At 66.6% G+C, this 14,774-nt stretch carries 15 protein-coding genes; 6 read left to right on the top strand and 9 right to left on the bottom strand.

Annotated elements, in window-relative coordinates:
* The first annotated feature begins 1 nt into the window (after position 1).
* Genes chlG through QW887_RS06690 form a run of 4 tightly spaced genes read left to right on the top strand, consistent with a single transcriptional unit; the run spans position 2 to position 3,725 of the window.
* The gene (chlG, locus tag QW887_RS06705; RefSeq protein ID WP_316194289.1) at positions 2 to 904 is read left to right on the top strand and encodes a chlorophyll synthase ChlG; all 903 of its coding nucleotides are present in this window, start codon (positions 2 to 4) and stop codon (positions 902 to 904) included.
* Positions 904 to 2,235 (top strand): BCD family MFS transporter, encoded by a 1,332-nt coding sequence (locus tag QW887_RS06700; RefSeq protein ID WP_316194288.1) that lies wholly within the window; start codon positions 904 to 906, stop codon positions 2,233 to 2,235. The genes chlG and QW887_RS06700 overlap by 1 nt, the downstream gene beginning before the upstream one ends.
* A gap of 3 nt (positions 2,236 to 2,238) precedes the next feature.
* Positions 2,239 to 3,450 carry a geranylgeranyl diphosphate reductase gene (locus QW887_RS06695; protein ID WP_316166569.1) on the top strand — a complete coding sequence of 404 codons (1,212 nt, stop codon included), beginning with the start codon at positions 2,239 to 2,241 and terminating at the stop codon, positions 3,448 to 3,450.
* A gap of 11 nt (positions 3,451 to 3,461) precedes the next feature.
* Positions 3,462 to 3,725 carry a hypothetical protein gene (locus tag QW887_RS06690; protein ID WP_315714313.1) on the top strand — a complete coding sequence of 88 codons (264 nt, stop codon included), beginning with the start codon at positions 3,462 to 3,464 and terminating at the stop codon, positions 3,723 to 3,725.
* Between the two features lie 18 nt (positions 3,726 to 3,743).
* On the opposite strand, the gene QW887_RS06685 is transcribed toward QW887_RS06690, so the two are convergent.
* Positions 3,744 to 4,178, bottom strand: a complete 435-nt coding sequence (locus QW887_RS06685; RefSeq protein WP_316172524.1) for a c-type cytochrome — start codon at positions 4,176 to 4,178, stop codon at positions 3,744 to 3,746.
* Between the two features lie 317 nt (positions 4,179 to 4,495).
* On the opposite strand from QW887_RS06685, the gene ppsR reads away from it, so the two are divergent.
* Entirely contained in the window at positions 4,496 to 5,866 is a 1,371-nt protein-coding gene (ppsR, locus tag QW887_RS06680) for a transcriptional regulator PpsR (protein WP_315714311.1), read from the top strand.
* The gene (locus QW887_RS06675; protein WP_315714310.1) at positions 5,867 to 8,041 is read left to right on the top strand and encodes a GAF domain-containing protein; all 2,175 of its coding nucleotides are present in this window, start codon (positions 5,867 to 5,869) and stop codon (positions 8,039 to 8,041) included.
* Between the two features lie 246 nt (positions 8,042 to 8,287).
* Here QW887_RS06675 and QW887_RS06670 read toward each other — a convergent pair whose 3' ends face one another.
* The 8 genes from QW887_RS06670 to bchY form a co-directional block, all read right to left on the bottom strand.
* Complete coding sequence (locus tag QW887_RS06670; protein WP_315827732.1) at positions 8,288 to 8,971, bottom strand: biliverdin-producing heme oxygenase; 684 nt, start codon at positions 8,969 to 8,971, stop codon at positions 8,288 to 8,290.
* Between the two features lie 17 nt (positions 8,972 to 8,988).
* Positions 8,989 to 9,915, bottom strand: a complete 927-nt coding sequence (gene pufM / locus QW887_RS06665) for a photosynthetic reaction center subunit M (RefSeq protein ID WP_315750173.1) — start codon at positions 9,913 to 9,915, stop codon at positions 8,989 to 8,991.
* A gap of 18 nt (positions 9,916 to 9,933) precedes the next feature.
* Positions 9,934 to 10,779, bottom strand: a complete 846-nt coding sequence (gene pufL, locus QW887_RS06660; RefSeq protein WP_315810497.1) for a photosynthetic reaction center subunit L — start codon at positions 10,777 to 10,779, stop codon at positions 9,934 to 9,936.
* 141 nt (positions 10,780 to 10,920) lie between these two features.
* Positions 10,921 to 11,109 carry a light-harvesting antenna LH1, alpha subunit gene (gene pufA, locus QW887_RS06655; protein WP_315714306.1) on the bottom strand — a complete coding sequence of 63 codons (189 nt, stop codon included), beginning with the start codon at positions 11,107 to 11,109 and terminating at the stop codon, positions 10,921 to 10,923.
* A gap of 16 nt (positions 11,110 to 11,125) precedes the next feature.
* Positions 11,126 to 11,359: a light-harvesting antenna LH1, beta subunit gene (gene pufB / locus QW887_RS06650; RefSeq protein WP_315714305.1), complete on the bottom strand. Its 234-nt coding sequence runs from the start codon at positions 11,357 to 11,359 to the stop codon at positions 11,126 to 11,128.
* A gap of 151 nt (positions 11,360 to 11,510) precedes the next feature.
* On the bottom strand, positions 11,511 to 11,738 hold the full coding sequence (locus QW887_RS06645) for a hypothetical protein (RefSeq protein WP_315827731.1): 228 nt from the start codon (positions 11,736 to 11,738) through the stop codon (positions 11,511 to 11,513).
* 30 nt (positions 11,739 to 11,768) lie between these two features.
* Positions 11,769 to 13,220, bottom strand: a complete 1,452-nt coding sequence (gene bchZ, locus QW887_RS06640) for a chlorophyllide a reductase subunit Z (protein ID WP_316194287.1) — start codon at positions 13,218 to 13,220, stop codon at positions 11,769 to 11,771.
* Positions 13,220 to 14,770: a chlorophyllide a reductase subunit Y gene (gene bchY, locus QW887_RS06635; RefSeq protein ID WP_316194286.1), complete on the bottom strand. Its 1,551-nt coding sequence runs from the start codon at positions 14,768 to 14,770 to the stop codon at positions 13,220 to 13,222. Before bchY ends, bchZ begins: the two co-directional genes overlap by 1 nt.
* Positions 14,771 to 14,774 lie beyond the last annotated feature (4 nt).

Below are 14,774 nucleotides of genomic sequence, written 5' to 3'. Positions count from 1 at the left end.
AATGACCGAGATCGCGCCCGTCCCGCTCGCTCCCCGGCTTCATCCCTCGGCCGTTCTCGAATTGTTGAAACCGATCACCTGGTTTCCACCGATCTGGGCGTTCGGCTGCGGCGTGATCTCGTCCGGCGCGCCGCTGGCGCCGCGCTGGCCGGTCGTGATCGCGGGTCTCGTGCTCGCCGGGCCGATGGTGTGCGCCACCAGCCAGGCCGTCAACGACTGGTTCGACCGCCATGTCGATGCGCTCAACGAACCGGACCGGCCGATCCCGTCGGGCCGCATTCCCGGACGCTGGGGTCTCTATATTGCGCTGATCTGGACGGTGCTGTCGCTCGGCGTCGCCACCCTGCTCGGCACCTGGGGCTTTGCTGCTGCGGCGCTTGGCCTCGCGCTGGCCTGGGCCTACAGCGCGCCGCCGATCCGGCTCAAGCAGAACGGCTGGTGGGGCAACAGCGCCGTCGGCCTCTGCTACGAAGGCCTGCCCTGGATCACGGCGGCAGCGATCATGAGCGCGCAGGCGCCGTCCTGGCCCGTGCTCGCGGTCGCCCTGCTGTATAGCGCCGGCGCGCACGGCATCATGACCCTGAACGACTTCAAGTCGATCGGCGGCGACCGCGTCAGCGGCGTCAACTCGCTGCCGGTGCTGCTCGGCGCCGAGCGCGCCGCGCGCCTCGCCTGCATCACGATAGCGCTGGCGCAGGTTGCGGTGTTGACGCTGCTCATTGTCTGGAGCCGCCCGGCCCATGCCATCATCGTGGTTGCGCTGATCGCGGCCCAGCTGGTGCTGATGCGGCGGCTGATGACGAACCCGCGCGAGCTCGCGCCCTGGTACAACGGCACGGGCGTGCTGCTCTACGTGCTGGGCATGCTGGTCACGGCGTTCGCGCTGGCTGGGATGTCGTCGTGATGACATCAGCGCCCGCTCCCCTGTCCTGGTTCGGCATCGTCAGACTCGGCCTGGTGCAGACCGCGCTCGGCGCGGTCGTGGTGCTGACCACCTCGACGCTCAACCGCGTCATGGTGATCGAACTGGCGCTGCCGGCGATGATCCCCGGCCTGCTGGTCGCGATCCACTATGCGATGCAGGTGCTGCGGCCCTGGCTCGGCCACGGCTCCGATGTCGGCGGGCGTCGTTTCGCCTGGATCGTCGGCGGCATGGCCGTGCTCGCGGCTGGCGGCCTGCTGGCCGCAGCCGCCACCGCGCTGATGGCGGCCCACCTCGCCCTCGGCCTGGCGCTCGCAGTGATCGCGTTCATCATGATCGGCATTGGGGTCGGCGCCGCCGGCACGTCGCTCTTGGTGCTGCTCGCCAAGCGCACCGCGCCAGAGCGGCGCAGCGCCGCCGCCTCGATCGCCTGGATCATGATGATCACAGGCTTCATCGTCACCACGGCGGTGGCCGGCAAGGCGCTCGATCCGTTCTCCGGCGAGCGGCTGATGACGGTGTCGGGCACGGTGTCGGCGATCGCCATGGTGCTGACGCTGCTCGGCGTCTGGGGCATCGAGCAGCCCGACACCTCTGCCGAGACGACCTCCGCCATCGCGGAGCGGTCGGGCTTCATGCAAGACTTCCGCGAGATCTGCCGGGAGCCGCAGGCGCGGCGCTTCGCGATCTTCATCTTCGTCTCGATGCTCGCCTACAGCGCACAGGACCTGATCCTGGAGCCGTTCGCCGGCAGCGTGTTCGGCATGACGCCGGGCCAGACCACGCAGCTCTCATCGGTGCAACACATGGGTGCACTGATCGGCATGATCCTGATGCCGGCGATGGCGAGCCTGCATGCCGATTGGCGGATGCGGCCGCAGCCGTGGATCATCGGCGGCTGCCTCGCCTCGGCGCTGGCGCTGCTCAGCCTGGTTGCGGCCGCGACCGTCGGCCCGGCCTGGCCACTGCGCGCGTCCGTGTTGCTGCTCGGCATCACCAACGGCGTCTACGCCATCGCCGCGATCGGCGCGATGATGAACATGGTCAGCGAGGGCCGCGACAACCGCGAGGGCACGCGCATGGGCCTGTGGGGCGCCTCGCAGGCAATCTCGTTCGGCATCGGCGGCTTTGTCGGCACCGCGGCGGCCGACGCCGCGCGCCATTTCATGCCGACGACCGCCTCGGCCTACGCGGCGGTGTTCGCCGCCGAAGCGGCCTTGTTCGTCCTCTCCGCCTGGCTCGCGATCTGGATCAAGCGCCCGCGCGAGCCATCACCGACGCTGGCGGCGCAGCCGGCCAATCTGGGAGCATGACCGATGAGCCCCTCCTCCAGCCCGGAATGCTTTGATGTCGTGGTCGTCGGCGGCGGTCCCGCCGGCGCCACCGCCGCCAATGATCTGGCCCGCCAGGGTCATCACGTGCTGCTGCTCGACAAGGCCGGCCGCATCAAGCCGTGCGGCGGCGCCATTCCGCCGCGGCTGATCGCCGAGTTCGAGATTCCCGACCATCTGCTGGTGGCCCGAATCTCGTCCGCCCGCATGGTGTCGCCGAGCAACCGAGACGTCGACATGCCGATCGACGGCGGCTTCGTCGGCATGGTCGATCGCGAGCACTACGACGAATGGCTGCGCGCGCGCGCCGCCGCAAACGGCGCGATCCGCCGCACCGGGACCTTCAGCCATATCGCGCGCGACGACGACGGCAAGTCGGTGGTGCACTATGTCAGGCGCATGGACGACGGCAGCATGCGCGAGGACCGTGTGCGGGCCCGCGCCGTGATCGGCGCCGACGGGGCGGTCTCGGCCGTGGCGCGCCAGTGCATCCCCCAAGCCAGCGAGATGCGCTACGTGTTCGCATATCACGAGATCGTCCGCTCGCCGGACCGCAGCCATCCGGTGTTCGATGCCGCGCGGTGCGATGTCGTCTATCGCGGCCGGCTGTCGCCGGACTTCTACAGCTGGGTGTTTCCGCACGGACCGACCACCAGCATCGGCACCGGCAGCGCGCATAAGGGCTTTTCGCTGCGGGGCTCAGTCGCCGAATTCCGCAAGGCCGCCGCGCTCGACGATCTCGAAACCGTCCGCCGCGAAGGCGCGCCGATCCCGCTGAAGCCGCTGTCGCGGTGGGACAATGGCCGCGACGTTGTGCTGGCCGGCGATGCGTCCGGCGTGGTGGCCCCGGCCTCCGGTGAAGGCATCTACTACGCGATGGCCGGCGGCCGCGCCGCGGCCCAGGCCGTCGCCCTGTTCCTGAAGACCGGCGATGCCGCCGCCCTGGCCACCGCCCGCAAATCCTTCATGCGCAAGCATGGCGCCGTGTTCTTCATCCTCGGCATGATGCAGCGCTACTGGTACACGAACGACGCCCGCCGCGAGCGCTTCGTCGCGATCTGCCGTGACAAGGACGTCCAGCAGCTGACCTGGGACGCCTACATGAACAAGGAATTGGTCCGCGCCAAGCCGCTGTCGCATGTGCGCATCTTCTTCAAGAACATCGCGCACCTCACCGGGCTCGCGAGGGCCGCCTAGCGGCTCGCGCAATGGGTGAGCTGTTTCGCAGCCCGCATCTGGTCGACCTGATCCTCGCGGTGGTCGCCGTGGAATTCGCCGCCGTGGCGTGGATCTGGCAGCGGCACCGCCGCGGCATCAGCCCGCTTGGACTGCTGCCCAACCTGCTCGCCGGCGTGTTCCTGCTGCTGGCGCTGCGCTGCGCGCTGATCGGGGCGCCTTGGTTCTGGCTCGCAGGCTGTCTGGCGGCCTCGGGTCTCGCCAACGCCGCCGATCTGCGGCAGCGCTGGCGATGAGGGGTCGGCCGATACCGATCACTTCTTCTCGGAGAACGTCTTCAGATACGCGATGACGTCCTTGCGCTGCTGCTCGTTGGCGAGCTTGAACACCATCTTGGTCGATCCAGTGGCCTGATCCGCTTTGCCCTTGTCGGTGAGGAACTTCTTCAGGAAGGCGTTGGGATCTGGGAGGTATGCGAAGATGTTGTCCTCGGTCCAGACCAGCCCGGCCTCGCCGGCATGCTTGTTCAGCTCAGAATAGGCGAAGCCCGGATAGGTCCCGGTAGGCCGGCCGACCACGCCGGTGAGCACGGGACCGACCGCGTTCTTCGCCTCCGGTCCGATCCGATGGCAGGTCATGCACTGCTTGAAGACCTGTTCGCCCTTCGCAGCGTCGCCGCCGTCCAGCGCCAATGCGGCGCCTGCCGACGTTGCAACCACGACTGCCGCAACCAAACCCGCCTTGAGCATGTGCATCCTCCCAATTTGTCGTTCCGTTAGCCCATGTGACCTCATCGTTACATTTATCAGTGTCATGATATCTTGTCATTCTCACCCGAGTGATTAAGTCGCAGCTCGAACATGCAATAAGCGCAGGGATACCAACGAAAGCTGGATGCTCTGAAATAAGCCTTGACAGCGAGCGCCCTGCGTGGGCTAACGACATTATCAAGACTCTCAATACGTTAGCGGGATGGGGCGCAACACCTTCAAAATGCGCGCCAAATGAACTGGCCGCGATCCCCCGAGCGTCTCAAGAGGGTGCCAAGATAACGGGTGCCAAGACCATGGCCGAGTTTCACGGTCCACGACCCGACGTGACATTGCTGCTGGACATGGACGGCGTGATCCGTGAGGCGACGCTGTCGCCGAACATGTCAGCCGAGAATGTCGACATCTGGCTCGGCCGTCCCTGGTCCGAGATCGTCGATGATGCGAGCGAGAAGATCGAGCGCATCATGCAGGACACCAGGCGGACCGGCATTTCCGCGTTCCGACAGATCACGCAGCGATTCCCGAGCGGTCTCGAGCTGCCGATGGAATTCACCACCGTGCTACTCGGTGGCCGGGCCGGCATGCTGGCGATCGGCAAGAATCTGCAGGCGGTCGCGGAGCTCCAGGCCCGGCTGATCTCGGCCCAGCAGACCATCGAGCGCGACTACTGGAAGCTGCGCGAGATCGAGACGCGCTACCGCCTGGTCATCGAGGATTCCAACGAGGCTGTGCTGCTGACGAAGGTGTCAGATCTGCGCATCGTCGAAGCGAATCGGACGGCGGCAGCCGCGCTCGGCGTTTCAAGCCGGCGCCGGGACAATCTGGTGGGCCGCGAGTTCCTGCAGGAGATCCCGCAAAAGGATCGCGAGCCGGTGGAGCTGATGCTGAGGCGCGTCCGCGACCAGGGCAAGGCGCCGGGCATCGTGATTCACCTCGGCCAGGACACCGCCCCCTGGATGCTCCGGGGATCGCTGATGAGCAGCGACACCGCCCCGATGTTCCTGCTGCAGATGGCGCCGATCGGCAAGGCCGCGCAGCCCGGTCCGCTGCCCGACGATCCCGAGGCGCTGATCGACAATCTTCCCGATGCCGTCATCAGCATCGATGGCACCGGTGCCGTCAAGCGGGCCAATCGGGCCTTCCTGGAGCTGGTCGAGGTCGGATCGAAAGAGGCGCTGATCGGCGAGAAGCTCAGCCGGTGGCTGACGCGCCCCGGCGCCGACCTTTCGGTGCTGATCTCCAACGTCGAGCGCCATGGAGCCGTCCGGCTGCTGTCGACCACGATCCAGGGCGAGCTCGGAACCGAGACCGAGGTCGAGATCTCGGCCGCCGCCCATGGCCTCGACGGCCAGCGCCGGATTGGCCTGGTGTTGCGCAACATCGCCAGGCGGTTGTCGCCCACGGCGGAGCATGACAATCTGCGGGTCGCCCTCGCGGGCATCAACGAATCGGTCGGCAAAACACCATTGCGCGACCTGGTGAGGAGCACGGTCGAAGTCGTCGAGCAGCATTACGTCCGCGCTGCGCTCGAGCTCGCCAACGGGAACCGGACGTCGGCTGCCGAAATTCTCGGCCTCAGCCGCCAGAGTCTTTACGCCAAGCTCGATCGGTATAATCTGAGCCAGCTCGAAGAAAGCGACGAGGAAACCGAAAAGGGGAGATAGTTGCCCGTTCCGCTGACAACGCCGGCCTTCGGCCACGCTACTCTTGCGGATTGCGAGCGTGAACAGATTCATCTCGCAGGCTCGATCCAGCCGCACGGCATTCTCCTGGCGGTCAAGGAGCCCGACAACATCGTCATCCAGGCCAGCACCAATGCGGCCGCCTTCCTCAACACTGGCTCCGTGGTCGGACGTCCGTTACGCGATCTTGGCGGCGACCTCGCGCTGCAGATCCTGCCGCATCTCAACAGCCCGCTCCATCTGGCTCCGATGACCCTGCGATGCACCGCCGGGGCGCCGCCGCGCCGGGTCGACTGCACGCTTCACCGGCCCTCGAATGGCGGGCTGATCGTCGAGCTGGAGCCGGCGACGAAGACGACCAACATCGCGCCTGCGCTCGACGGCGCCTTCCACCGCATCACCTCAGCCTCATCGCTGCTCGGCCTGTGCGACGAGACGGCGACCATCTTTAGGGAGATCGCCGGCTACGACCGCGTCATGGTCTATCGCTTCGACGAAGATGGCCATGGCGAGGTTTTGTCGGAGCGGCGGCGGCCGGATCTGGAGGCCTTTCTCGGCAACCGCTATCCGGCGTCCGACATTCCGCAGATCGCGCGCCGGCTCTACGAGCGCAACCGGGTGCGCCTCCTGGTCGACGTCAACTACAGGCCTGTGCCGCTGCAGCCGCGCATCTCGCCGCTCAACGGCCGCGATCTCGACATGTCCCTGAGCTGCCTGCGCAGCATGTCGCCGATCCACCAGAAATATCTGCAGAACATGGGTGTCGGCGCGACACTGGTGTGCTCGCTGATGGTCAGCGGAAGGCTGTGGGGACTGATCGCCTGCCATCACTATGAGCCGCGCTTCGTGCCGTTCGACATTCGCGCGGCAGGCGAGGCGCTGGCCGAGACCTGCGCGATCCGGATCGCGGCGCTGGAGAGCTTTGCCCAAAGCCAGTCCGAGCTGGTCGTGCGCCGGCTGGAGCAGCGGCTGGTCGAAGCGGTGTCGCGCGACGGCGAATGGCAGGCCGCGCTGTTCGACGGCTCGCAGTCGCTGCTGCAGCCGCTCGGTGCCAGCGGCGCGGCGCTGCTGTTCGAGGGCCAAGTCACGACCGCCGGCGACGTCCCGTCGACGCAGCGCATCCGCGACCTCGCCGCCTGGCTCGATCGCCGGCGCAACACTCCGGGAGCAGCCCCCGAGGGCTTGACGGCGACCAGCTCGCTGACGCTCGATGAGCCGTCCTTTGCCGACATCCGCTCGATCGCCAGCGGCTTGATCGCCGCTCCGCTGTCGGCGAGCGAGGGCGAGTATCTGTTGTGGTTCCGGCCGGAGCAGGTCCGGACGGTGACCTGGGGCGGCGATCCGCTCAAGGCCGTCATCATCGGCGACGATCCGTCGGATCTGTCGCCGCGGCGCTCGTTTGCGAAATGGCATCAGCTGGTCGAAGGCAAGTCCGAGCCGTGGTCGAGCGCCGAGCTCGCCTCCGCCCGCGCGGTGAGCGAAACGGTCGCCGACGTGGCGCTGCAGCTGCGTTCGGTCCGCATGGTGATCGCGCAGGACCAGCTCGCCACGATCAGCGCTCAGGTGCTGCGCTCGGAGCAGCCGGTCATCATCGCCGATGTCGAGGGCCGCATCCTGCTGATGAACGAAGCGTTCGAGCAGCAGCTGCGCGCCCCGCATCCGCACATCCCGCATCTGCGCGATCTCGGCAGCTACTGCACGGCGCCGGCGGAATTCCGCGCCAATCTCGACGACCTCATGCGCAACAAGCGGAGCTGGCGCGGCGAGCTGACACTGACGGGCGGCGCCTCGCCGCAACGGCCGTTGATGGTGCGCGCCGACCCGGTGATCGCGCCGTATGATCGCGTGCTCGGCTTCGTGCTGATCTTCTCGGACTTGACCGAGCGCAAGACCGCCGAGGCGGCCCGGGCGCGCTTCCAGGAAGAGATCGACGGCGCCCGCCGGCCGACGCTGCGGCTCGATCAGAGCGCAAGCCTGATCTACAAGGAGCTCGCTGCCTCCACCGTGGAGAACGCGCAGCTCGCGGCGCTCGAGGTGACGCACGGAGCACAGGCCGGCAGCATGCCGGAGATGCTGGAGAGCATCCGCAATTCGACCACGCGGACACTGGAGATCCTCGAGCACCTGGTGTGGTACCGCTCGCAGAGCGAAGAGTGACGGCGGGCCGCAGCTCTCGTCCGGGCGACCTCGACTGCCTTGTCCGTCCTGTCTCCGGAGAGCCAATCTGGATTCGAAAATCGGCCTCTGCGATCCAAGTTGCGGCTGGGCCGAATTGGAAGGGCATATGCGATTGCCCTGCCGGAAAGGAGGACCGGAGCCCACCGCCCTCGGGGGAGGACGCGGGGTCTCACGCGATCGTATTCGACCAACCCGATGGCGAAGGATCAATCAGGCCTCCGCACATCACGTTCTCAGCCCGGCCGCCTCCTGCAGCGCTTGCGACAGCGTGATGTTCATCTCGAACGCCAATGCCGCCTCCTCGACGACGGTCTCATGCTCCGCCATCGCCGCGCCCGCCTGCTCCAGCACGTCGCGGTAGTCGTCCTTGAACTGCGGGATATCAGCGATCTCGGGGAATTCGTAGAACGACGTCGCCTCGGGCCGCAGCTCGAGCGAACGCGCGAGAATCCTCTTGATGATCTGACCGCCGCTGAGATCACCGAGATAGCGCGTATAGGCATGGGCCAGCAGCCGATGGCCGGAGCCGGCTCCCGCTTCCTGGATGACCCGGACATAGGCGATGGCCTCGGGCAGCAGCGGCAGAGGGCTCGCATCGAACCACGCAAGATCAAGCTTGATCGCAGCACTGCGATGCAGCTCCGGCCGCACGATGCGGCCCATCACCGGCGTTCCCTGATGGCGGAGCAGCTCCGCTTCGAGCGTCTCGTAGACCGGCATCAGATTGCGCAACAACAACGCGTAGGCCTGCCGCGTGCCGCGTCCCCGCAGCAGCTCGGCGACGATCCCGGTCCGCTCCGCGGTGACGTGCAGCGTCTTGGTACGCTCGCGCATCGCCTGCAAGAGACTGGCCGGGCGCGCGCTGCGTCCGGCCGTCTCGATCCGATCCAATTCGACTCTGTCCAACATGCCTCGACCTGCAGCAGTCAGCGCGGCGGCGCCAGCCCGTGTTTCACGCCCCAGTCGAACCAGCTGTCGACGACGGTGCCCGACAGTAGGATACCGATGCCGCCGGTCAAGGGACAAAGCACGGCGAACCACCAGGCCCAGCGATGGATCGATTCGGCCGTGGCATTGAAGCCCATCGTCCAGCGCCAGAACAGCGCACCGCGTTCGAAGGCCGTGCCGCGGTCGACGATCTGCTCGAGCTCACGCTCGCCGCCGTAGCGGCTGATCGCGAGCACCGTCGCGCCATGCATCGCGAACAGCAGCGCCGATCCGTACAGGAAGGCGATCGAGAGCATGTGGAACGGGTTGTAGAACAAATTGCCGTGGGTGATGGAGAAGTTGTTGGTCCAGTCGAGATGCGGGAAGATGCCGAACGGCACCGCCTCGCTCCAGCTCCCCATGAAGATCGGCCGGATGAAGCCGAGCACCAGATAGAGCCAGATCGCCGCCGCGAACGCCCACGACACATGCGTGCCGAGGCCGAGCGCCCGGGCGCGGCGATAGGTGCGCGCCCACCACAGCAGGATCGACGTCGTCAGGAAGAAGCCGGCCATCAGCCACCAGCCGCCCTCCTGCAGCGGCGGGAAGATCTGCAGGCCATATTCCGGCGCCGGCGGCTGCAGCGCCAGCCACGGGAACTGTCGAATGAACTCGAGCGGGCTCCAGTTCACCGACGCCAGCATGTTGAGACCGATGATCTCGATCGCGACGAAGCCGGACATCAGCGAGGCGAGGCCAAGGAAGCCGAGATAGACCGGCCCCACCTGGGCGTCGCCGACCTTGCCGAACCAGTAGTTGAAGCTGCCCTTGCCGAGCCGCTCCCAGATTCCGGGCTCGATCGGGATGCCCGGGTAGATCGCACTGCGAACTTGGATCTGCGTGAAGATGTTCTGGTATTGGGCCATGGTGACCTCTCCTTGAACTCATTGCGGCGGCGACCAGATCGGGACCCTGCGCCACCACTCCCACCAGTCCGACCAGGCATTGCCTTCCGGCAGCAGCCAGGCGGGACCGGAGATGACGATGCACACCGCGCTGAAGAACACGGCCGACAACGCCAGGAACAGGCCGACCCGGTGGATGCCGAGCGTGCCGACCGAATAGCCGATCAGATCTCGGAACATCGTGTTCTCGTGCTCCGGCGACTTCATCTCCTCACCCCGGCCCGGATTGCTCGCCGAGAGGATCAGTCCGCCGTGCAGCGCGAGCGCGAGACACGTCGTGAAGAAGAACGTGATCGCGATCATGTGCGCGGGATTGTAGTGGAAGTTGCCGAACTGATAGCCGGTGTTCGACACCCAATCGAGATGGGTGATGATGCCGTAGGGGAAGGCGTAGCTCCACGAGCCCATCAGCACCGGACGGATCACCTCCAGCGTGAAATAGGCGAAGATCGCAAAGCCGAAGGCGAACGGTACGTGATAGCCGATCGCGAGCTTGCGGCAGATCTCGACCTCCCGCAGCGCCCAGGAGACGAATGCGCCATGCGCGCACACCGTGATGAGCTGCCAGAAGCCGCCCTCCGTGAGGGGCGCGAACGACAGCCCGTATTTGGCATCGGGTGGATTGATGCTGATCTGCCAGAGATTCCAGGTCGGTCCAAGCGCCGTGGCGTAGAGGATCAGCGCCACGCCGACGAAGGTGAAGAAGATCGTCGTCACGCCGAAGAAGCCGACATAAAACGGTCCGACCCAGAAATCGAAGAGGTCGCCGCCGATCAACGTGCCGCCGCGGACGCGGTATTTTCGTTCAAAGCTGAGCATTGCCATCGGTCCTGCCTCCGCTGCCCGTCGCTCGATATGCTGCGTGTCGTATCGTCGTGTCGTGAATTCGTGGACAAGAGGATTTGGGAAGCGGGCGAACGGGGTCTGCCGCCGTCGCCCGTCCGCTTCCCTCTGGTCGTCGAGCTGTTAGCTGAGCTTCAGCGGGGTCGCCGGCTCGGAGATCGACGACGTCTTCGCTGCACGCGGTCCCTCCAGCCAGTTGAACCGGTTGGTGCTGAGCAGGATGAAGTGAATCACCAATGCCAGCCCGAACAGGAACACGCCGAGAGCCACGAGAACCCTGCGGGGATCGAACAACAACCACAAGCGCCACATAGTTTTCTCCTTTCGATCAGGTCAGGTAGGAGAGCACGATATTGGCGTAGTGGGTCGCCCCATCCAGCGCCGCCGCCTTGTAGCCAGTCGGCCCGGGCAGCCAGGGACGCCACATCCAGGCGAGAATGTGGGCGACGATCGCAACCGCCGTGAAGACCACAAAGCTCGTCATGAAGATGCTATGGAATTCCCTCGCCTCCGCTTCGGTCAGCCCCGACAGAGAGCCTCCCTTGTTTGGTACGTCCACCATAGTGGTACCTCCTGGTGTTGGCCTTTCGGCCGGATGCCACTCACCGAGATGAGCGGCGTCGAAGCGCCATCCCGTCGCCGGGATGGCATCCATGCGGCGAGCCGCACGAATTCCTAGCAAGCCTTGGAGAGCGAACTCACAGCTCTCGAACTCAAAGTCCCATGAAGGACGAGGTCGCGCAGTTCGCGGCCTTGATCCTCGCTTCACCGACGATCGCGCCGAGCGGCGCGGGCCGGTGGCCGGTGATGATGGAGCCGATCCGGCGCAGCACGCCCTCGACCATCAGCACGGCGAAGCACACCGCGTAGACCAGGAGATAGTCGATGCGCTCGCGCGATCTCGGCGCGACGTCACGATCAATGCGCTCGTATAACGACATCGTCCTCTCCCTGTCCGCTATCCTCGTGCCCTACGCGGCCTGGCCCGTTGCGAGCTGCGACCGCGCATGCGCGAGAACATCTTCCGTCACCTTGTCCAGCCCCGCCTGGCGCGCGCCGCGTTCCGCCGCGTCGCGCAGCCGCTTGGCCGCCGAAATCCGCACCAGCACCGGCTGCGTCTCGATGATCTGATCCAGCGCGAGCTTGGCGCCGTCATCCCACGGCAATTCACGCTCGAGTCGCGCCGGCGTCGCCGCGATCTGGTCGAGCTGGGTGGCGAGCGGCAGGATGTTGAACAGCGCATCGAACAGCGCGTTGCAGACCTCCTGCACGACATAGGTCGCGCCGGAGTAGCCCATGAACGGCGTGCCGGTGTGGCGGCGGATCACCGTCCCCGGGAACGAGGCCGGGATGTAGATCGACCGGCTGCCGGCTTCCGCCGCATACATGCGCTCGTTATAGCTGCCGAACAGCACCAGCGGCGGCCGCTCATGGACGAGCTTGCGGATGGCGTCGTTGTCGGTCTTGGCGCCGGCGCATCGCGAGATCGCGAAGCTGCAGGGCAGCCCGAGCTCGGTCTCCAGGAAATTGCGCAGGCCCCGCGCGTAGGTCTCGGACGCGACGATGCCGAAGCTCGCGGTGCCGAAGAAGTCCTGCGTCACCGAGCGCCACAGGTCCCACAGCGGCTTGATCGTCGTATGCTTCTCCCGGGTGATGAACGGCTCGGGATCGAGGCCGAGCATCTCGCCCAGGGAGCGCAGGAATTTCGTCGTCGAATGCAGCCCGATCGGCGCCTGCAGATAAGGCCGCTCCAAGGTCTCGCACAACAGCCGCCCGAACTCGCGATACATGCAGACGTTGACGTCGGCATCGACCAGCTTTCCGACATCGGCGAGATGGCTGCCGAGCGGAAACACCATGTTGATCTCGGCGCCGATGCCTTCCACCAGGCGACGGATCTCGGCGACATCCGACGGCGTGTTGAAGGTGCCGTAGATCGGGCCGATGATGTTGACGCGCGGCTTCTCGCCGTCCTTGCGAGGCCTGCGCTCCGGGATCTTGCGCAGGCCGTATTCGCTCCACAGCCAGCTCAACGCGCGGTTGGCGCTCTGCCACTGGTCCTCGTCGATCGTGCGCGGCAGGAAGCGCTTGATGTTGGAGCCTTCCGGCGTGACGCCGCCGCCGATCATCTCGGCGATCGAGCCGGTGACGACCACCGCCGGCAGATCCGGATCGAGCGCGGCGCGGGCGCGCTTCATCGCCTGCTCGGTGCCCTTCTGGCCGAGCTCGTCCTCGCCGAGACCCGTGACGACGATCGGCAACTCATGCGGCGGCAGGCCGTCGGTGTAGTGCAGCACCGAGGTCACCGGCAAATTCTCGCAGCCCACGGGGCCGTCGATGATGACCTGCAGGCCCTTGATCGCGGTGAAGGCGTAGACCGCCCCCCAATAGCCGCCGGCGCGATCGTGGTCGAGGATCAGCATCACACCATCTCCCCGGACGTGCGCTTCCTGGCCTGCGCCGCGACCGCCTTGCGGAACTTGTCGCGGAATTCGGGACGTTCGACCGGTGTGCCCTGCCACACGCCCGCATTGTCGCCCTCGCCGACACCTTCGAAGAAGTCGCGCATCTCGTCGAAGCGCGCCTTGCCTGCGATCGCCGCGTTGACGACCTGCGCCAGCGAGCCGGCTCCGGACACGCCGAACAGCGGCCGCGCCGAGATCAGATTGGTGAAGTAGAGCGACGGGATCGCGCGCGCCTTGGCCTTCTGCACAACCGGCGTGGTGCCGATGGCGAGATCCGGCGCGAACTCATCGACCGCCGCGAGATCCTGCTCCAGCGAGGCGCGGTACTGCACGCGCACACCGCGGCTCTCGAGCCAGGCGCAATCGGCCTCCGACCAGCGCGTGCGCGGACAGGCGGTGCCAACATAGCGCAGATCGGCGCCGCTCTCGGCCAGCAGACGCCCGACCAGCAGCTCCGATCCCTCATATCCCGACAGCGTGATGCGGCCGCGGATCGGCGTGGCCGCAAGCGCCGCGCGAATTGCCGGCAGCACCGCGGTCTTGGCCGCATCGATCTGCGCGCGCCCGACGCCGCAGGTCTTGCCGACAGCTTCCAGCCAATCCGCGGTGCCATCGCAGCCGACCGGCGCCGAGCCGATGATCGGACGGCCCGCCGTCTCGAACTCGCGGATCGAGGCCGTATAGAACGGGTGGATCGCCGCCACCGCCGCACAATCCAGCGCGCCATAGAGCTCGCGCCATTCGCGCGTCGGCACGGTGGGGCCTGCGGCGAGGCCAAGCGGCGCCAGCATCATGCCGATGCCGACGGGATCGGCGGGGAATATCTCTCCCAGCAGGGTGATGGTCGGCTTGTCGCCGCGTGGCGCCCGCGGCGCCTGCACCGGGCCCTGCTCCGCCTCGCGGCGCGCGTAGTTCAGCATCGCGCCGGCGAGCACATCCTTGGCCTCGGCATGGGTCGGCACACCAAAACCTGGAACGTCGATGCCGATGATGCGGACGCCGTTGATCTCCTTCGGCAGGATCTGCAGCGGCACGCCCGAGGCGGTGGGGACGCAGAGATTGATGATGACGACGCAATCGTAGTTGGCGGGATCCGCCAGCTTGAAGATGGCCTCGCGGATATCCTCGAACAGTTTTCCGGTGACCAGCGTCTCCGAGTTGAACGGGACGTAGCCGACGCTGCGCCGCGCGCCGTAGAAGTGCGAGGTGAAGGTCAGGCCGTAGACGCAGCAGGCCGAGCCCGACAGCACGGTGGCGGTGCGCCGCATCCGCAGGCCGACGCGCAGCGAGCCGAACGCCGGGCACATGCTCTGCGGCTGATCGTGCGGCCCTGCCGGATAATCGGCCGCGTAGCGCGCCAGCACCTCGCTCTTGCCGGCGGCATCGGCCGCCTTCTTGAGCTCGGCTTTGCCGGCATGACAGCCGAGCGCCTCGGGCTGCACCGGCAGGAGGCCTGCCTCTGCGCCGCTCTGCGCGCTCATTGCCTGATGGACCACAGGATCGCTCATTGCA

This window comes from Bradyrhizobium sp. SZCCHNRI3052, from assembly GCF_032484895.1.
GTDB lineage: Bacteria > Pseudomonadota > Alphaproteobacteria > Rhizobiales > Xanthobacteraceae > Bradyrhizobium.
Note: the sequence above shows the minus strand (reverse complement) of the source record. Positions and strands in the feature narration are given on the sequence as shown.